The organism is Micromonospora sp. C81, from assembly GCF_018070425.1.
In the GTDB taxonomy this organism is placed as follows: domain Bacteria; phylum Actinomycetota; class Actinomycetes; order Mycobacteriales; family Micromonosporaceae; genus Micromonospora; species Micromonospora zamorensis.
Genome location: NZ_JAGPXS010000023.1, coordinates 29668 through 48359, shown reverse-complemented (window position 1 = coordinate 48359; position 18692 = coordinate 29668). Strand labels below are relative to the sequence as shown.

Below are 18692 nucleotides of genomic sequence, written 5' to 3'. Positions count from 1 at the left end.
AGGGACACCTCCTCACCCCGGCTCCGCATCGCCGAAACCCGGCGGCGGGGAGCAGGCCCACGAATCGGGCAGGACTGCACTTCTCTAACAGCCTAAGCGAGTCGACGTAGTCCGATCGGTCAGTTGGTCATGAGCGTTCGGTCGAGAGTTGATGGGACGCGCCGTTCTCGGCCTTCGCCAGCAGGTCACGGAACCGCCCCGCACCACCGGCCGGGGAGGACCAACCGGAGGACATCTCCACCAGCCGGGTCTCCGGTCGTTCCAACCAGGACAGAATCCGCTCGGACTCCTCGGCGGTGGCCGCAGGCACCGGGCCGTGCCCGCCCGAGACCGTCTCGGCGGTCGCCCGGATGGTGGTCAGGGTGGGCCGTGGGTGCGCACCCGGCGGGGACACCCCCGCTCCGGCCAGTCGGCCGTGCCGCACCAGCGCCAACTCCCAGCCGCCCCGGGCGGCCGGCCGTGCCGCGGCCAGCTCGACGATGCCGGTCAGCGCGGCCAGCCGCTGCATCCGCACTGTGGCCCGCAGCACCGCGGCCAGCCGGGACCGCATTACCGCCGCCTCCTCGTAGCGCTGGTCGCGGGAGAGCACGTCGATCCGGGCGAGCAGCGCGTCCACCACCGGCTGCGGGTCGCTGGCGGTGGCGGTGCGGAAGGGCGCGGCGGCCTGGTGGTCGTACTCCTCGGGGGTGATCTTGTGCTCGCAGGGTGCCGGGCAGCGACCCAGCTCGGCCAGCGCGCAGGCCGGCGTGATGGTGCGCAGCGAGAGCCGGTGCGTGCACTGACGCAGCGGCACCGCGTCGTGGAAACCGGCGGCGGCCAGCTCCGCGGCCCGCCGGGAGGTGAACGGCCCGAGGTACGCGGTGTCGGTGGGGGAGAGGTCGCGCACGATCGACAGCCGAGGGTACGGACCGTCGGTCAGCTTGAGCCAGAGCATGCGCTCCGGGTATTTCGACCGTCGGTTGTACGGCGGGGCGTGCGCGGCGATCAACCGCAGCTCGCGGACCTCCGCCTCCAGCGAGTGGGCGCACTCCACCGCCTCGACCCGCTCGGCCGCCGCCAGCATCTCGGAGATCCGGGCGCGCTTCTCCCCGGCGGTGAAGTAGCTGCGCACCCGGGTGGCGATGTCGACGGAGGTGCCCACGTAGAGCGGGCGGTTGTCGGCGGCCCGGAAGATGTAGACCCCGGGGACCTTGGGCAGCCCCTCGGCCAGGTGCCGTTTGCGGCGCTGGGTCGGCGTGACCGCCCGGGCGAACTCGATGGCGTCGCCGACCGTGTCCACCCGGTGCCCGCCGAGCCGACCGATCAGCCCGTGCAGCACGTCGACTGTCGCCTTCGCGTCGTCGAGCGCCCGGTGGGTGGGCTGGGTGGTGGTGCGGAAGTAGGCGGCCAGGGTGCCGAGCTTGCGGTTGGGCACCTCGTCGCGGGTCAGCACCCGGCGGGCGAGCGCCGCCGTGTCCAGCACTCGGGGATTGGGCCAGCGGTAGCCGTGCTTCGCGCAGGCGGCCTTGAGGAAGCCCACGTCGTACGGGGCGTTGTGGGCCACCAGCACCGCGTCGGCGATGAACTCCAGGAAGCTCGGCAGCACCTGCTCGATCGGCGGCGCCGGCAGCAGCATCGCCTGGGTGATGCCGGTGAGCACGGTGATGAAGGGCGGGATCGGCTGCCCCGGGTTGACCAGGGTGGCGAGCACACCCAACTGCTCACCACCGCGCACCTTGACCGCGCCGATCTCGGTGATGCCGCCGCCGTCCGGCGCGCCGCCGGTCGTCTCCAGGTCGACCACCACGAAGGTGGTCGCGTAGAGCGGCAGCGCCGGGTCCACCCCACCCACCGCCGGGTCGAGACCGGCCAGCGACTCCTGGACGTACTCCGCCTGTGCCATCGGCGGCACGCTAGCGCCTCGGTCCGACACTCCCGTCGCAGCCGTCCCACCAGTCACCATGGGGCTAGGATGAGAGATCGGCTCACTCACCGGGCGGTGGGCCCGGTCGCGGTGGGAGACTTGCCACATGCCCCTCGCCGAGCCGCACGACGACCACCTCCCACAGGAGGATCTGGTCGCGCTCGACGGGGCCGTCAGCAACCCGGACGACAACGTAGTCAGCGAGACATCCGGGGCATCGGACCCCACGGCGGCAGGCGACGGCCCGGGCACCGAGCCGGAGTCGGCCGAGCCGGAGCCGGCCGAGTCGGAACCGGCCGTGTCCGATTCAGAGCCGGCCCTGCCGGAGCCGGAGCCGACCCTGCCCGAGCCGGTCCGGCAGCGGATCGTCACGCTGACCGCCGCCGTCCTGCCCACGCTGCCCGCCGACGAGGTGCCGGTGCCGTTGCGCCGGGTGGCCAAGTTCGCCCCCAACCGGCGGGCCCGGCTCGGCGCGCCGGTCATCGCCGCCCAGCTCACCGCCGACCCGCTGTTCCGGCAGCGGGTCACCGCCCGCGTCCTGGCCGACGCCGGTGACCTCGGGGCCGCCGTCGTCGAGGGCACCGCGCCCGCCGCCGCCGACCCGGTCGAGGTCGCCGCGCTGGCCTACCTGGCCAGGCCGCGCGGCTGGCGGGAGCTGATCGACGCCAGCGGCGCTGCCGTTCGCGCCGAGGCGGACAGCGCTGTCGTCGCCGAGTTGGTCCGGGAGGCCGAGCAACGGGCCACCCGCGCCGAGCACGACCGGGCGGTGGCCCGGGTCGAGGCGGAGAAGCTGCGCGACGAGCTGGCCCGCGTCCGTGAGGAGCTGGGGCAGCTCCGCGAGGAGTCCCGGCAGGTCGCCCGTACCCTGCGGGAGACCCAGGCCCGCGAGCGCAAGGCCACCGAACTGCTGGCCACCGAACGCGGCCGGGCCGCGCGGGCCAGCGCCGACGTGGACGCCGAGCTGCGCCGCGCCCGGGCCCGGCTGGCCGAGGCGGAGGCCGCCGCCGGAGTGGCCCGCGCGAGCGCCAAGGAGTCCCGCTCGGTCGACGACGCCCGGCTCTGGCTGCTGCTGGAGACCATCGGTCAGGCCGCCGTAGGCCTACGCCGGGAGCTGGCCCTCGACCCGGTGGACAAACTCCCCGCCGACTTCGTGGCCGACGCGTTCGCCGAGCAACCGGGCACCGCCCCGGCCAGCCCCGCCGCACGCGCCCGCGACACCGACGACCCGGCCCGGCTCGACCAGCTTCTCGCCCTGCCCCGGGCGCACCTCGTGGTGGACGGCTACAACGTCACCAAGCGCGGCTTCGGTGACATGTCCCTGGAGCAGCAGCGCAAACGCCTCATCACCGGGCTCGGCGGGATCGCCGCGCAGACCGGCGACGAGATCACCGTCGTCTTCGACGGCGCCGAGCGGATGCACGGGTTGCCGCCCGCGCCGCGCGGCGTCCGGGTGCTCTTCTCCCGCAAGGGCGAGACCGCCGACGAGCTGATCCGGCGGCTGGTCCGTGCCGAGCCGGCGGGTCGCCCCGTGGTGGTGGTCTCCTCCGACCGCGAGGTCGCCGACGGGGTACGCCGGCACGGCGCCTACCCGCTGGGCGCCGACTCGCTGCTGCGGCGGCTCGCCCGCTCCTGAGAGACGCGTGGCCCCGCCGCACCGTGTCGTCGCCGGCCCGGCTGTCGTACCCGAGCGTTAGCGTCGTTGCTGTCGCCGACGGGAGGGGATTCGCCATGACCCAGGACAACGTCAGGGTCTTCGTCGACAGTGACCTGCGGGGTGCCCGGTTCAGCCGGTCGACGCTGGCCGGTGCGGTGATGCGCGGCGTCGACGTGAATGCTCTGGACATCGACGCGCCCTGGCTGGCCGAGGGCACGCTCCTGGTCAACGGCGTCGATGTCGCGCCGCTGGTCGAGGCCGAGCTCAACCGACGGTTCCCCGGGCGCGATCTCCGGCAGGCCAAGGATCCGGACGGCCTGCGCGTGGCGTGGGCGGCACTCGAACAGGCCTGGGCGGCGGCGGTCGACCGGGCGCTGTCCATGCCCGAGGGTGCGGCCGACGTCTCCATCGACGGGGAGTGGTCGTTCGCGCAGACGCTGCGCCATCTCGCGTTCGCCGCCGACACCTGGCTGGGCAAGGCGATCCTGCGCCTGCCGCAGCCCTTCCACCCGCTCGGGCAGCCAGATGCCGAGTACGAGGCGGCGGGCTTCGACATGTCGATCTTCGCCGCCGAGCAACCGACGTTCGCCGCGACCCTGGAGCTGCGGGCCGAGCGGCAGGCGATGGTGCGCGACTTTCTCGCGGCCGTCACGCCGGACCTGCTCGCCGAGACCCGGCCGGCCGCCTGGTGGCCCGAGCAGCAGGTGTCCGTCCTGCACTGCCTTCACGTGATCTTCGACGAGGAGTGGCAGCACCTCCGCTTCGCCCTGCGTGACCTCGACGCGCAGGGCGAGGCGGCGAACGCGCAGTCCCGCCCGGCCACCGGGTCAGGTGGTCGGTAGCCGCCGGGCCAGCTCACGGCGCAGCATGTCGGGGCCGGGCGTCATCCAGGCGAGCCGGGCGACCAACTCGTACGGGCCGCGTCCGGGGGTCGACCACTGGCCGGGCCGCATCGGCGGCCGGGTCTGCTGCGGATCGAGTGGCGTGACCACCAGTCGGGGTTCCAGGCGGCCACGGACCTGAGCGCGCGCCAGGTTGGCCCAGTCGATGCGGAGCTTGCTGCCGTGCGGTCCGGTCAGTTCCAGCGCTTCGTCGGTCAACCGCAGCGGCAGCCGAGGCTGACGGCGCAGCTGCCAGGCGGTGGTCAACGCGACGCCGACGCCGATCGCGCCGAACCGCAGCAGCACCTGCCACCACGGCTCATCGAACAGCGCCGCGTACACGGCGACGAGGGCAGCGGCGCCCAGCACAGCGAGGAGCTTGGCGATGCGATGTCGGCGCGACGAGTAGTGGAATTCCACCACGGGCGAGGCATCGAGGCTGGTCACCACTGTCCTGTGCCCGAGTGGCCGGTCGGCCAAACGATGTCCCTCCCGTCGGGCGATCGACACGAGTTTCCTGATGTCGGGTGTTCCGGCGGGTCGGGATGGCCCGGTTTCGCGGAGCTGGAGTCGATCTCACCCCAAACGGTCGGTCGGAACTGGTTTCTGTCGTACCCGGTGGTTAGCGTCGATGTGACCGACGGTGCTCGGTCGGCGACGACAGGGCGCCGGCCCTGCGCCGCGAGCCGATCAGGAGGCGTGATGCTCATCGACTGCGACGGGTGCGCGAAGCGGGCCGACGGCTGCTCAGGCTGTCCGCTGACCGCCCTGTTCGACGAGACGTCCCCGGCGGCCGGGCTGGTCGCCGCCGAGGTCGAGGCCATCGAGGTGCTCGCCCGAGCCGGCTTCGACGTGGAGGTGCTGGCCGCGCCCGCGCGGCCCGGGATCGCTCACCGCCGCGCCACCCGCCGGGTCGCCTGAGCGCGAGACCGCGCCCGGGAGCGCGCTTTCCGCGGGCCATAGGATGAGCGGTCACGGCGGGAGGAGCGGCGCGATGAGCGGGGTACGACGGGTGGTGACGCGGTGACCCCGCGCGGGTGGGCGTTGCTGACCCTGGCCGGCTTGACCGTCGCGTTGGTCGTGCTCGCCGCGCTGCTCATTCCGTGGCACCGACCTCCGGCACCCCGCGCCGACCAGCTCGCCGCGCTGGGCGACCTGCCGGCGGAGCAGGTGGCCAAGGGACGGGAGTTCCGGGCCGCGCTGCGCCCCGGCGGCTACACCGCGCTCGCCGTCGGGCTGTTGGTCGCCCTGGCGCTCGGGCTCACCCCGCTGGGCAGCCGTCTGATCGAGCTGGTGGCGCGGCCCTTCGGCGGGCACTGGGCCGCGCAGGCCGTGCTCGGTGGGCTGGCTGTGGTCCTCGTCGCCGACCTCGTCACGCTCCCGTTCGCCGCCTGGCGTCAGAGCGTGCTCACCCGCTACGGATTGAGCACCAACGGTTGGAGCGGCTGGGCGGTCGACCTGCTCAAGTCGTACGCGGTCAGTGCGGTGATCGGCGCGGTGGCGCTGTTCGGCTTCTACGCGGTCATCCGGCTCGCGCCGCGCTGGTGGTGGGCGTTCGGCGCGGGTGGTGCGGCGCTGCTGGTGGTGCTGCTGTCGTTCGTGCTGCCGGTGCTGGTCGAGCCTGTGTTCAACCGGTTCACCCCGATGGAGCAGGGCCAGTTGCGCACCGAGCTGATGAGCATGGCGGCCCGCGACGGGGTGCCGGTGCGCGACGTGCTGGTCGCCGACGCCTCCCGGCGCACCAAGGCGGTCAACGCGTACGTCTCCGGTCTCGGCCCGACGCGGCGGGTCGTCGTCTACGACACGTTGCTGACCGAGGCGACCCCGGCTGAGGTGACCGCCGTGGTGGCGCACGAGTTGGGGCACGCCAAGGACTCCGACGTGGCGGCCGGCACGCTGACCGGGGCGTTGGGTGCCGCCGCCGCGGTGGTGGCGCTCTACCTGCTCGGCTCGTGGGGGCCGCTGCTACGGCTGGCCGGTGTCGACTCGGTCGCCCAACCGAGCGCGTTCCCGCTGCTGCTGGCCCTCGTCACGGTGGCCGGGCTGGTCGCCGCGCCGGTCCAGGCACTGATGTCGCGGCGGGTGGAGGCACGAGCCGACGCCCATGCGCTCGCGCTCACCCGCGACCCGGAGGCCTTCGAGTCGATGCAGCGCCGGCTCGGCTCGGTCAACCTCGGCGACCCCGATCCGCCGCGCTGGGAATACCTCTACTCGGCCTCGCATCCGTCCACCGTGGAGCGGATCGCCGCCGCCCGCGCGTACGCCCGGGAGTCTGGCCGATGAGCCGCACACTGCTGATCACCAACGACTTCCCGCCCCGCCCGGGCGGGATCCAGTCCTTCGTGCACAACCTCGCGGTGCGTCAACCGGCCGGCTCGGTGGTCGTGTACGCGTCGAGCTGGCGCGGTGCCGCGAAGTTCGACGCCGACCAGCCGTTCGAGGTGATCCGGGAGCGCACCCGGGTGCTGTTGCCCACCCCGTTGATCGCCCGCAGGGCGGCGCGGCTGGCTCGCGCGTACGACTGCGACACGGTGTGGTTCGGTGCGGCAGCGCCGTTGGGGTTGCTCGCCGCCGGTCTGCGGCGGCGGGCCGGCGTACGCCGGGTGGTGGCGCAGACCCACGGCCACGAGGTCGGTTGGGCGGCGCTGCCGGCGGCCCGGCCGGCGCTGCGGCGCATCGGTCGGGGCGTCGACGTCACCACCTACCTCGGCGAGTACACCCGCAGCCGGTTGGCCCGTGTGCTGGACGGGGTGACCGAGCTCCGCCGCTTGGCGCCCGGGGTCGACGTGGACACCTACCACCCGACAGTGGACGGTGAGCAGGTCCGGGCCCGGCTCGGGCTGACCGACCGGCCGGTGGTGGTCTGCGTGTCCCGGCTGGTGCCGCGCAAGGGTCAGGACATGCTGATCCGGGCACTGCCGGAGATCCGTCGCCGGGTGCCCGAGGCGGCGCTGCTGATCGTCGGGGGCGGGCCGTACCGGGCCACCCTGGAGAAGCTGGCCCGGCAGATTGGTGTGGAACGGGACGTCGTGTTCACCGGCTCGGTGCCGTCGGCCGAGTTGCCGGCGCACTACGCGGCGGGCGACGTCTACGCGATGCCCTGCCGCACCCGCAACCGCGGTCTCGACGTGGAGGGGTTGGGCATCGTCTACCTGGAGGCCTCCGCGACCGGCCTGCCGGTGGTGGCCGGCGACTCCGGGGGCGCACCGGATGCGGTCCGTGAGGGGGAGACCGGCTACGTCGTCCGCGGTCGGGACGTCGCGCAGCTCGCCGACCGGGTCGCCCGGCTTCTCGCCGACCGGGACCTGGCTCGCCAGCTGGGTGCTGCCGGCCGGGCGTGGGTGGAGCGGGAGTGGCGCTGGGAGGCGCAGGCGGACCGGATGGCGGCGTTGCTCGCCGGCTGACCGCAGCGCCGTGCTCAGCTCTCCCGGGTCGGTGCGTAGCGAGGCACGTACTCCTGGCCGGTGAGCTTCTGGATCGCCGCCATGACCTCGTCGGTGACCGTCCGGATGTCGCGTGGGCCGTTGATCCGTTCGGCGACCGGGATCGGCGGGCCGAACCGCAGGGTGACGGGGTGCCGGCGGGGCAGCCGCGCGTCGACCGGTAGCACCTCGGCGGTGCCGGTCACGCCGACCGGGATGATCGGCACCTCGGCGTCGCGGGCCAGGCGGGTCATCCCGACGCGGCCCCGGTAGAGCCGTCCGTCCGGCGAGCGGGTGCCCTCCGGGTAGACGGCGACCAGGCCGCCGGCGCGCAGCACCGGTACGGCGGCGTCGAGGGCGCGCAGGGCGGCTCGGCCGTCGGCGCGGTCGACCCGGATGGCACCCATGCCGGCGACGATGCGCCGGTTGAGCCAGCCGCCCGGACCTCGGCCGGTGAAATACTCGGCCTTGGCCCAGAAGGTCACGTGTCGGGGCGCCGCGGTGACGAGGAACAACTCGTCGGCGACGGACAGGTGGTTGCCGGCGAGGATCGCGCCGCCGTGCTGGGGCAGATGCTCCAGCCCTTCCACGCGGGGCCGCCAGCCCAGCCGCAGCGTGGTGCCGACGGTCAGCTTGGTGAGGTCGTACAGCAGGGGCACGTGTTCTCCGGGTTCGGGTTCAGGTGGGGTTCGGGCCGAGATGGGCGTCGAGCGCGGCGCGCAGCAGGGTGTCGTCCCCGGTGGCGCCGGTGGCCAGTGGCAGGCTGCCCCAGGCCCAGAGCTGGGCGATGCCGTGCAGGTTGGCCCAGAGCGCACCGGCGAGCACCGGGGCGGGGGCGTCGGTCGGCCGGCGTACCTGGGCCACCAGGTCGGCGAGCACGTCGAACAGCGGCAGGCTCGTCTCGCGCAGCCGCAGCCGGCCGCTGTCCAGCAGGTCGTGACGGAACATCAGCTCGAACATGCCGCGATGGGCCGCCGCGAAGTCCAGGTACGTCCGGGCCAGCGCGGTCAATCGGGTACGCGGGTCCGGGTCGACGTCGCGCATCGTCTCCTCGACGCGGGCGGTGAGGTCGGCGAAGCCCTCCCGGGCGATGGCGGAGAGCAGGTCGACGTGGGTGGGGAAGTAGCGGCGCGGGGCGCCGTGTGAAACCCCGGCGCGGCGGGCGATCTCCCGCAGTGACACGGCCGACTGGCCCTCGCTGAGCACCAGGTCCACCCCGACGGCGACCAACCGCGACCGTAGCCCCTTCTCGTCCCCGTCCATAGACAGTGTCTACCAGCAACCGTAGACGCTGTCTACTCGGGGCGCGGGGCGTGTCGGTGGCGCGCGCTGTTCCCTGGGCTCGTCGGTGGGGCCTGCTCAGTCATCATCGGGCGGTGTGTCGTGGGCTGCGGGGACGTGGGAGTCAGCGTGATGCCTGTGAGTCATCAAGATGACGCACAGGCATCAGGCTCAATGGAGATACCGGACGGGGATCCCCGCCATCAAGGAAGACGAGTGGATCGTGCCCGGCCACTGCGGCCCGAGGTTCAGCGGATGCGGGCCAGGATGCGATCGGCGGGGGCCGGGCGGCCGAAGTGCCAGCCCTGGGCGGCGTCGCAGCCGATCGCCCGCAGTCGCTCAGCCTGCCCGGCGGTTTCCACGCCCTCGGCAGTGACGGTCAGGTCCAGCGCGTGCGCCAGCGAGACCAGCGAGGCGAGGATCCGCTCGTCGGTGCGGCCGACCGACGGCGACCGCAGGCCGGCCACGAACTCCCCGGCCACCTTCAGTTCGGTCACCGGCAGGTCCCGCAGGTACGCCAGGTTGCTGTAGCCGGTGCCGAAGTCGTCGATGGCGATCCGCACTCCGAGGTCGGCCAGGACCCGCAGGGCGCGTACCGGCTCCTCGGCGGTGCTCATCATCGTGCTCTCGGTGATCTCCAGTTGCAGCCGCTCCGGCGGTAGGCCGGTCTGCCGCAGCAACGCGCGGACCTCCTGCACCAGCCCGGGCCGGTGCACCTGGCGTACCGCCAGGTTGACGCTGATGAACGGCGCGGCGGCGCCACCGGCCGACCAGGCCTCCGCCTCGCGGCACGCCTCGGCCAGCACCCACCCACCCAGCTGCACGATCAGGCCGGTCTCCTCGGCCAACCCGATGAAGCTGTCCGGTCGAAGCACCCCCAGTTCCGGGTGCCGCCAACGGACCAGCGCCTCGACGCCGACCAGGCTGCCGTCGCGCAGTGAGGTCAGCGGCTGGTAGTCGAGGTAGAACTCGCCGCGTTCCAGGGCGGCCGGGATGGCGGCGGAGAGCGCGTACCGGGCCAGTTCACGTTGGTTGCGCTCGGCGTCGTAGAGAGCCCAGCGGGCCCCGCCAGCGGCCTTCGCCCAGTGCAGCGTGCTGTCGGCGGCCCGCATCAGGTCGCTGGGGTTGGCCCCGGCCACCTGGCGCTCGACGATGCCGATGCTCGCCGAGATCTGCAGCTCGTGCCCGTCGACCAGCGCCGGTGCCCGCACCGCGGCCAGGGCGGTCTCGGCCACCTCCAGCATGTCGTCGGTGCCGCCGCTGCGCTCCACCAGGATGACGAACTCGTCCCCGCCCAGGCGGGCCAGCAGGTGCTCACCCATGGCCTTGCACAACCGCTCGGCCACGGTGACCAGCAGATGGTCGCCAACCTGGTGCCCCAGGGTGTCGTTCACGACCTTGAAGCGGTCCAGGTCCAGGAAGCACACCCCGACCCGCTCCGCGCCCCGGCCCGGCTCGTTCAGCGCGGCGGTGAGCCGCTCGGTGAACAGCGTCCGGTTGGGCAGGCCGGTGAGGGGGTCGTGGGTGGCCTGATGCCGGAACCGGGCCTCGCTGGCCCGCAGCGCCCGCTCGGCCTGGGTGCGGGCCCTCATCGCGGCCCGGCGGATCGACTCCTGCTCGTCGAGCGTCCGGTCCCGCAACGCGCGGGCGTAGCCGGTCGCCACCGCCGCGAGCAGCCGGGCCATCCGATCCTCGACGTCCTCGGCCACCAACCCCAGGTCGCGCACAAGGCGGAGCTGGATGACCTCGACGGTACGACCGAGGCCCTCCGCGGAGGCGATGTGCGCGGCGACCAGCTCGGCGCCGACCCGGTGCCCGGCACGCAGGTCGAACGGCTCGGTGAGCAACGCGCCAGCCAGTTGCCCGGTGAGCCGGTGTAGCAGGGTTTCCAGCTGGGCCTGGGTCATCGGCAGGTAGCTGGTGCCGGAGACCGCCTTGGCCCAGGCGCGCGCGAACGTGCCCGGGTGGGTGGCCACCTCGGGCAGCTCAGTCACCGAGTCGCCCGACGCCGCCCATGAAGACGGCGCGCTCGGCGTCCTCCGCGCTCTCCGGGGTGTCCGGTCGCCACTCGGGCACCCAGACCACGCCGGGGTCGAGCAGCTCGAACCCGTCGAACAACTCGGTCAACTCGGCGCGGCTGCGCACCCACAGCGGGTTGTCGGTACGCCGGTAGACCCGCTCGGCCTCGGCGCGTTCGTCGTCGCTGCGCCCGTCGTCGCTGGCCTGCGACAGCACGAGGTAGCTGCCGGGGGCCAACGCGTCGCGCAGCGTCCGCAGCAGCTCCGCCGGTCGGTCGTCGTCGGAGACGAAGTGCAGGACGGCCACGACCATCACGGCGACCGGCTGGCTCAGGTCGAGCAGCTTGCGGACGTCGGGGTGGGCCAGGATCGCCTCCGGGCGCCGCAGGTCCTCCTGGACGACCACGGCCCGCTCGTTGCCGGCGAGGATCTCGCGGCTGTGCGCCACGGCCACCGGGTCGACGTCCACATAGACCACCCGTGACTGCGGGTCGAGCCGCTGGGCGATCTCGTGCACGTTGCCGACGGTCGGGATGCCCGAGCCGATGTCCAGGAACTGCCGGATCCCCGCCTCGGCGAGGTGGTGCACGGCCCGGCGCAGGAACGCCCGGTTGGCCTGGGCCATCAGCGGCGCCTCCGGCACCGCCGCGACCATCGCCTGCGCCGCGGCTCGGTCAGCGGCGAAGTTGTGGGAGCCGCCGAGGTAGTAGTCGTACATCCGCGCGACGCTCGGGCGCTCGATGTCGATGGTGTCGGGTGCCCAGTCCGGCCGCTGCATGCGTCAACCCCTCGAATCCGCGACGCGAGCGTCGTCGCCCGCGCGGGTATTGTGCACCCGCCACGCACGCCAGACCATAGCGCGCCGGAGGTTGCCCGCCGACGTCGGTCGCGACGTCCCGCTCGACGAGCGGGGACAGGTCAGAACTTGGGAGCGTCCGGTGCCTCGAGCAGGCCGAGCCGGAGTGCGGTCATCAGGGCCTGAGCCCGGTTGGCCGCGCCGAGCTTCTCGTAGAGCTTGGAAATGTGCGTCTTGGCCGTGGACTCGCTGACGAACAGCTGCTTCGCGATGCCCGCCACGCTCATTCCGTCGGCGAGCAGCCGCAGCACCTGCCCCTCCCGCGGTGACAACTGCGGGCCGGACGGGGCGAGCCGACGCTTCATGGCCTCAGCCAGGTCGGCGGCGGTGAACGCGCTGGGGGAGGAGGCGGCGTGCCGTGCGGCGGCCACCACCTCGTCGGCCGGGGCGGTCTTCGGCACGAAGGCGCTCGCCCCGGCCTCCAAGGCGCCGAAGAGCTGATCGTCGCCGGCGTACATGGTCAGCACCACGATGCCCATCGACGCGCTGGACTTGCGAAGCGCGCGGGTGGCCTCCAGGCCGCTGCCGTCGGGCAGCCGCAGATCCATGATCACCACGTCCGGCTGCAGGGCGCCGGCCTGGCGTACGCCCTCCGCCGCCGTGGCCGCCTCACCGACGACCTCGAACTGGCGGTCGCGCTCGAAAGCGTGCCGCAGGCCCTTGCGAATCAGGTCATGATCGTCGACAAGGAGGACCTTGGTGCGGGTGGCCGGTGTCGGACTTGTGGTCATCCTCGGGTTACTCCCCTTCTGATGGTGCTGCGCTGTCGCGCACGTTGTCGCGCCGGGCCGAGGTGCCGAGAACCACCGCCACGGTCGTGCCGCTGGGTTGCCGCGGCCTGATCTCCAACCGGCCCCGGATACGTTCCGCCCTCTCGGCCATGATCGCAAGACCGTACCGTCCGTCGGGGCGCTGGTCAGCCATCCCCTGACCGTCATCCGACACTTCTATTTGTGCATACGGCGGGTCGACCTCACACGTGACCCACAGATTCGAGGCTCCGGCGTGCTTGCGGGCGTTGGTCACCGCCTCCTGGGCGATGCGCAGCAACTCGGCCTCGGTGGCGGCCGGCAGCCGCGCGGTGGACTCGTCCAGCGAGAGGTGCACCCGCAACCCTCCGGACGCGCCGACGGTGCGCGCGTACTCGGCGATCGCCGCGGCGAGCCCGCCCTGCCGGTCCACCTCACTGCGCAGCTCGAAGAGGCTCAGCCGCAGCTCCTGGATCACCCGGGTCACTTCGGCGCGCAGCGTACGCAGGGCCTCGGCGGTCTCGTCGGCGTCGTCGAAGACGGTGGCCAGGGCGTTGTCGATGCCGTAGCCGACCATCACCAGCTCCTGCGCCACCCCGTCGTGGATCTCCCTGGCCAGCCGCTGCCGCTCCTCGTTGGTGGCCAGCGAACGCACCTCGTCGAAGAGCAGCGCCGCCTCCAGCCGCAGCGCGGCCGGGCGCGTCAGCGCGGTCACCCGGGACACCACCGGCGGCGGGTACGCGTGCGCGGCGTCCGCCTCCAGCACCACCAGCCCCACCGTGCGTACCCCGGCGACCAGCGGAACGATCAGCGCGGACACGTCGCCGCCACGGTGCGAGCGGGACTGCGAGCGCGCGGCCGTCGTGGCCTGCTGGCTGGCCCAGGCGTCGGCGATGGCCGAGTCCGCGTCGAGTGTCGTCTCCCAGTCCACCCGGTCGACGCCGGCCTGGGCGAGCACCACGAGCCGGCCGCCGCCACTGGCCGACAGCACCGCGCCCCGGTCGGCCTGGGCCACCGTGCGCAACTCCTCCAGCAGGTGCTCGGAGATGCCACCCGGATCCAGGGTGGCCCCGGGCAGCTGCCGGGCGACCGTCCGCAGTTGGGTGAGCAGTCGGGTGGCCTCGGCGTACGGCTGGGGTTTGCCCTCGTTGCGGACGGCCATCACCCGGTGCAGGGTGCCGGCGGCGTAGAGCCCCAGCGCCGCCAGGATGAGCCACTGCGCGCAGACCGCGAGGTATCCGAGCTGGCCGAGCTGGGGCCCTCTGTCGACCTGGGTCAGCGCGCCGCTGACCAGCAGGGTGGCGGCGGTGATCGCGAGCAGGGCGGTGCCCTCGGAGAAGCGCCTGCGCAGCGCGGTGACGGTCACCGGGACCGCCAGGTAGGGCAGCACCGCCGAGGCGCCGAGGCCGTCGACGGTGCCGCCGATCGACGCGACCGCCGCCACGTGACTCGCGGCGAGGCCCAGCACCACCACCTCCGCCACCCGGCTCACCGGCGCGATCAGCCGGTGTTGCGGGGCCAGCAGGGACGGCAGCCCGGCCACCGCCAGCAACGCGATCCACCACAGCTGGCCGACGTCACGGGTGGCGAAAAGGGTCAGGACGGCGATCAGCGCCAGCATCACCAGGCGGGCGGCCGCGGCGAGGGGATGCGGGTGCGGTGCGGTTGCTGTGGATGCGGGCACGTGACGGATGGTAGTCAGCCTCGGTAGATATCGGCGATCTCCGCCGCGTACGTCTTGTGGACAACCTGGCGTTTGACCTTGAGCGACGGGGTCAGTTCGCCGGTCGCCTCGGTGAAGTCGCGGGGCAGGACCCGGAACACCTTGATCGCCTCGGCCTTGGAGACGGCCTGGTTCGCCGTGTCGATCGCGGTCTGGATTTCCTGACGTAGGCCCTCGTGCTCGCGCAGCTGCTCGACGGTGGTGTCGGCGGGCATCCCGGCGCTCTGCAGCCAGGCCGGCAGCGCCTCCTCGTCGACGGTGACCAGTGCCGCGATGAACGGCTTGCTGTCACCGACCACGACGCACTGGCTGATCAACGGGTGGGCCCGGACCAGGTCCTCCAGCACCGCCGGGGCGACGTTCTTGCCGCCGGCGGTGACGATCAGCTCCTTCTTGCGGCCGGTGATGGTGAGGTAACCGTCGGTGTCGAGGTGACCCAGGTCGCCGGTGCGGAACCACCCGTCGGCGCTGATCGCCTCGGCGGTCGCCGTCTCGTTGCCCCAGTAGCCCTGGAAGATCAACTCACCGGAGATCAGGATCTCGCCGTCGTCCTCGATCCGTACGGTCACGCCGGGGAACGGGCGGCCGACGGTGCCGATCCGGGTGCCGTCCGGCAGGTTCGATGCGGCGGCGGGTGAGGTCTCGGTCAGGCCGTAGCCCTCCAGGATCGTCACGCCGATGCCCCGGAAGAAGTGACCGAGTCGGGCGCCGAGCGGTGCGCCGCCGGAGATGGCATCGCGGCACCGGCCGCCGAGCGCGGCGCGCAGCTTGCGGTAGACCAGCCGGTCGAAGACCACGTGCTGAGCGCGCAGCGCCAGGCCAGGTCCGCCCGGGGTCTCCAGAGCCTCGCTGTACGCGATGGCGACCTGCTCGGCTCGGGCGAAGATTCGACCCTTGCCGTCCGATTCGGCCTTCTGCTTGGCCGCGTTGTAGACCTTCTCGAACACCCGGGGTACGGAGAGCACGAAGGTCGGCTTGAACCCCTGCAGCTCGGCGACCAGGTTCTTGGTGTCGGCGCAGTGACCCATGGTGACCCTGGCCTGCACGACGCCGATCTGGATCAGCCGGGCGAAGGCGTGCGCCAGCGGCAGGAAGAGCAGGGTGCTCGCGCCGGGGTTGAACAGGTTCGGCAACACCGGCACCGCGTTGGCGATGTCGGCGTACATGTTGCGGTGGGTGAGCACACAACCCTTGGGCCGGCCGGTGGTGCCGCTGGTGTAGATGATCGTGGCGAGGTCGCCGGCGTGGACGGCCTTGCGCCGCCGCTCGACCTCGGCCAGTTCGACGCTGGCACCGCTGGTGACCAGCTCGTCGACCCCGCCCCGGTCGATCTGCCAGACGTGGTTCAGTTCGGGCAGCCGGTGCCGGACGCCGGCGACCAGGGCGGCGTGCGCCTCGGTCTCCACCACCACGGCGGTCGCGTTGGAATCCTCGAGGATCCACGCGGCCTGCTCGGCGCTGGAGGTCTCGTAGATCGGCACGGTGACCGCGCCGACGGTCCAGATGGCGTAGTCCAGCAGCGTCCACTCGTAGCGGGTGCGGCTCATCAGGCCGACCCGGACACCGGGCTCGATGCCGGCGGCGATGAGCCCGCGGGCGACGGCGGCCACCTCGTCCCGGAACTGGAGGCAGGTCACCTCGGTCCAGGCGGTGACGGCGCCGTCGGCGCTCGCGGTGGGGCGGGCGAACTGGACGGCGTCGGGCGCGACCTCGGCGTTGTCCCAGACCGGATCGGTGAGGTTGGCCGCGTCGCCAACGGTGACGATCGGCGGGACGGAGAACTCGCGCACCTGCACTCCTTCGTGCTCGCACTGGTCGGGCCAGCCGCCACCCGTGGGTGTCGGCTGTGTCGAAACCTACCTGGTGAGGACCGGCACACCGCCAACGCCCGGGGCTGTTCCGGCCGCCTGCGGGCCTCGGGACGTGCCGACGGGGGCGGCGCGGCACACCTGCGGTACCCGCCGGGTAGCCTCGCCCCATGGCGGACTCCTCCACCCAGTCGATCATCATCGGCGCCGCACCGGACCGGGTGGCGGCGGTCATCTGCGACTTCGGGCGCTACCCGGAGTGGACCGACGCGTTGCGCCGCGCCGAGGTCGTCGAGGAGTACGAGGACGGCTACGCCAGCCAGGTGCGCTTCACCATCGACGCCGGGGTGATGGCCGACGAGTACGTGCTCGCCTACGAGTACGCCGAGGACCTGTCCCGCATCGAGTGGCACCTCGTCGCGCCCTCGAAGATGCAGAAGAGCCAGCGCGGGTCGTACGACCTGGTGGGCAACCCGGACGGCAGCACCACGGTGACCTACACGCTGGAGGTCGACCTGTCGGTGGGAATGCTCGGGATGTTTCGCCGCAAAGCCGAGAAAATGATCATGGACACCGCGTTGAAGCAGCTCAAGCGCCGGGTAGAAGCAACCGGTGCGGCGCAATGACGTGTCCGGTGGCACGGTAGAGGAGCCGAGGGTGGGCGGAACGGATCCGGGTTCGGCCCGGGAAGAGGCGGAGCGGCTGGTCGCCACAGTGCTGGCGGGGGCGCGACTGGCCTCCGCAGGATCGGCGGGTGGCGCGTTCGGCTCGTTGGGCGGGGTGCTGGCCGGTGTCCTCGGTCACAGTGCCGGCCCGGACGGGCGTCCCGGCCCTGGAGGTGCTTTCGCCACCGGATCGGCCGAATGCTGCGTCTGCCCGGTCTGTCGGGGCATCGCCGCGTTGCGTGACCCGAGTCCGGAATTCGCCGAACGTCTCGCGACCGGCGCCGGAGACCTGGCGGCGGGCGTCGCCAGCCTGCTCCGCGCGTTCTCCCCGGCGGAGCCGCCCCCGACGAGCCCCTCCGAGCCACCATTCGAGCAACCCGCCCGGACCGCGCCGGCACCGGCCGCGAGCACCGACGATGTGCTCCCGCAGCCGGCCCCGGACGAGCCGCCCGCCGCGGCCGGTGACAACCACGTGTGGCGCGATGCCACCCGCACCGGGCATGATTCTCAGCCGGCGCCGGAGCGGGATGTCTGGGCGGTCGCCACCCGGACGGCGGACCCACTCGCCCCGGCCGCCGCACCACCCGTCGACGAGGCCGGGTCGGCGACCGTACCGGCACCGACCACCCGTCCCGTGGTGCCCGCCTCGCGGGTGCCCGACGACACCGACGCGGAAGCATCGGGCGACGGCGCCTGAGCGCGGGACATTTCCGACCCGGACCGGCATGCCGCCGGGACACGGGCCGGACGGGCACAGCAGAGGGGGGCGGCAGCGGTGACGCTGACCATCGGAGTCGACGTCGGTGGCACGAAGGTGGCCGGCGGTGTCGTGGACGACACCGGCACGGTCCTCGTGCAGACCCGACGGGACACTCCCGCCGATGACGTCGGCAAGACCCGCGACGTCATCATCGAGCTGGTCGGTGAGCTGGCAGCCGGGCGGACGATCGAGGCCGTGGGCATCGGCGCGGCCGGCTGGATCGACGCCAGCCGCTCGACAGTGCTCTTCGCCCCCAACCTGGCCTGGCGCGACGAACCGTTGCGTGAGTACGTCAGCAAGGCCATCGGTCTGCCGGTGATCGTGGAGAACGACGGAAACGTGGCCGCCTGGGCCGAGTTCCGGTACGGCGCTGCCCGCGACGCCGACGACTCCATGATCATGTTCACCATCGGCACCGGCGTCGGCGGCGGCATCGTCCTCGGCGGCGAGCTGATGCGCGGCGCGCACGGCATCGCCGCGGAGCTGGGCCACATGCTGGCCGTTCCGGACGGGCACCAGTGCGGCTGCGGCCGGCTGGGCTGCATCGAGCAGTACGCCAGCGGCAGCGCCCTCGTACGCTTCGCCCGGGCCGGCGCCCGTCAGGAGCCCAACCGGGCCACCGCGCTGCTCGACCTGGCCGGTGGCGAGGCCGAGGCGATCACCGGCCCGATGGTGACCGCCGCCGCGCAGGGCGGTGACCTGATCTCCGCCGAGGCGTTCGCCCAGATCGGCCGGTGGCTGGGCACCAGCCTCGCCGACATGGCGCAGATCCTCGACCCGCAGACCCTGGTGGTGGGCGGCGGTGTGATCGACGCCGGTGACCTGCTGCTCGGCCCGACCCGCCGTTCGTACCTCGACGCGCTCGCCCAGCGTGGTCGCCTGCCGGTGGCCGAGGTGCTCCCGGCGGAGCTGGGCAACAGCGCCGGCGTCATCGGTGCCGCCGACCTGGCCCGCCGGATCTGAGGCGGTCCA

Annotated in this window: 17 protein-coding genes; 8 read left to right on the top strand and 9 right to left on the bottom strand. The window is 73.0% G+C overall.

Annotated features, from left to right (window positions below; translation table 11 throughout):
• Positions 1-127: 127 nt before the first annotated feature.
• On the bottom strand, positions 128-1882 hold the full coding sequence (locus tag KBX46_RS28225) for a DEDD exonuclease domain-containing protein (protein ID WP_210794956.1): 1755 nt from the start codon (positions 1880-1882) through the stop codon (positions 128-130).
• A gap of 127 nt (positions 1883-2009) precedes the next feature.
• Between KBX46_RS28225 and KBX46_RS28220 the strand changes: the two genes are divergently transcribed.
• On the top strand, positions 2010-3536 hold the full coding sequence (locus tag KBX46_RS28220; protein WP_210794954.1) for an NYN domain-containing protein: 1527 nt from the start codon (positions 2010-2012) through the stop codon (positions 3534-3536).
• Between the two features lie 95 nt (positions 3537-3631).
• Complete coding sequence (locus KBX46_RS28215; RefSeq protein ID WP_210794953.1) at positions 3632-4399, top strand: DinB family protein; 768 nt, start codon at positions 3632-3634, stop codon at positions 4397-4399.
• Here the strand turns inward: KBX46_RS28215 and KBX46_RS28210 are convergent.
• Positions 4385-4885, bottom strand: a complete 501-nt coding sequence (locus tag KBX46_RS28210; protein ID WP_210794951.1) for a hypothetical protein — start codon at positions 4883-4885, stop codon at positions 4385-4387. The genes KBX46_RS28215 and KBX46_RS28210 overlap by 15 nt on opposite strands.
• Before the next feature lie 255 nt (positions 4886-5140).
• Between KBX46_RS28210 and KBX46_RS28205 the strand changes: the two genes are divergently transcribed.
• The 3 genes from KBX46_RS28205 to KBX46_RS28195 all read left to right on the top strand — a co-directional run bounded on the left by KBX46_RS28205 (position 5141) and on the right by KBX46_RS28195 (position 7842).
• The gene (locus KBX46_RS28205) at positions 5141-5359 is read left to right on the top strand and encodes a hypothetical protein (protein ID WP_099856110.1); all 219 of its coding nucleotides are present in this window, start codon (positions 5141-5143) and stop codon (positions 5357-5359) included.
• A 102-nt stretch (positions 5360-5461) separates the two neighbouring features.
• Positions 5462-6721 carry a M48 family metallopeptidase gene (locus KBX46_RS28200; protein WP_088949441.1) on the top strand — a complete coding sequence of 420 codons (1260 nt, stop codon included), beginning with the start codon at positions 5462-5464 and terminating at the stop codon, positions 6719-6721.
• Positions 6718-7842 carry a glycosyltransferase family 4 protein gene (locus tag KBX46_RS28195; RefSeq protein ID WP_088949440.1) on the top strand — a complete coding sequence of 375 codons (1125 nt, stop codon included), beginning with the start codon at positions 6718-6720 and terminating at the stop codon, positions 7840-7842. The genes KBX46_RS28200 and KBX46_RS28195 overlap by 4 nt, the downstream gene beginning before the upstream one ends.
• 14 nt (positions 7843-7856) lie before the next feature.
• Here KBX46_RS28195 and KBX46_RS28190 read toward each other — a convergent pair whose 3' ends face one another.
• The 7 genes from KBX46_RS28190 to KBX46_RS28160 form a co-directional block, all read right to left on the bottom strand.
• Positions 7857-8519: a 1-acyl-sn-glycerol-3-phosphate acyltransferase gene (locus KBX46_RS28190; RefSeq protein ID WP_210794949.1), complete on the bottom strand. Its 663-nt coding sequence runs from the start codon at positions 8517-8519 to the stop codon at positions 7857-7859.
• A 19-nt stretch (positions 8520-8538) separates the two neighbouring features.
• Entirely contained in the window at positions 8539-9123 is a 585-nt protein-coding gene (locus KBX46_RS28185; RefSeq protein ID WP_210794948.1) for a TetR/AcrR family transcriptional regulator, read from the bottom strand.
• 266 nt (positions 9124-9389) lie between these two features.
• Positions 9390-11048, bottom strand: a complete 1659-nt coding sequence (locus tag KBX46_RS28180; protein WP_247668317.1) for a bifunctional diguanylate cyclase/phosphodiesterase — start codon at positions 11046-11048, stop codon at positions 9390-9392.
• A gap of 79 nt (positions 11049-11127) precedes the next feature.
• Entirely contained in the window at positions 11128-11937 is an 810-nt protein-coding gene (locus KBX46_RS28175; RefSeq protein WP_088949437.1) for an SAM-dependent methyltransferase, read from the bottom strand.
• A gap of 140 nt (positions 11938-12077) precedes the next feature.
• Entirely contained in the window at positions 12078-12746 is a 669-nt protein-coding gene (locus KBX46_RS28170; RefSeq protein WP_007072219.1) for a response regulator transcription factor, read from the bottom strand.
• 7 nt (positions 12747-12753) lie between these two features.
• On the bottom strand, positions 12754-14448 hold the full coding sequence (locus tag KBX46_RS28165; RefSeq protein ID WP_210794946.1) for a GAF domain-containing sensor histidine kinase: 1695 nt from the start codon (positions 14446-14448) through the stop codon (positions 12754-12756).
• A gap of 14 nt (positions 14449-14462) precedes the next feature.
• Positions 14463-16277 (bottom strand): long-chain fatty acid--CoA ligase, encoded by a 1815-nt coding sequence (locus tag KBX46_RS28160; protein ID WP_210794945.1) that lies wholly within the window; start codon positions 16275-16277, stop codon positions 14463-14465.
• 188 nt (positions 16278-16465) lie between these two features.
• Between KBX46_RS28160 and KBX46_RS28155 the strand changes: the two genes are divergently transcribed.
• The 3 genes from KBX46_RS28155 to KBX46_RS28145 all read left to right on the top strand — a co-directional run bounded on the left by KBX46_RS28155 (position 16466) and on the right by KBX46_RS28145 (position 18683).
• Positions 16466-16921: an SRPBCC family protein gene (locus KBX46_RS28155; protein WP_088949435.1), complete on the top strand. Its 456-nt coding sequence runs from the start codon at positions 16466-16468 to the stop codon at positions 16919-16921.
• A gap of 31 nt (positions 16922-16952) precedes the next feature.
• Complete coding sequence (locus tag KBX46_RS28150) at positions 16953-17657, top strand: hypothetical protein (RefSeq protein WP_210794943.1); 705 nt, start codon at positions 16953-16955, stop codon at positions 17655-17657.
• Positions 17658-17735: 78 nt separating this feature from the next.
• Positions 17736-18683 (top strand): ROK family glucokinase, encoded by a 948-nt coding sequence (locus tag KBX46_RS28145; RefSeq protein ID WP_210794941.1) that lies wholly within the window; start codon positions 17736-17738, stop codon positions 18681-18683.
• Positions 18684-18692: the final 9 nt, after the last annotated feature.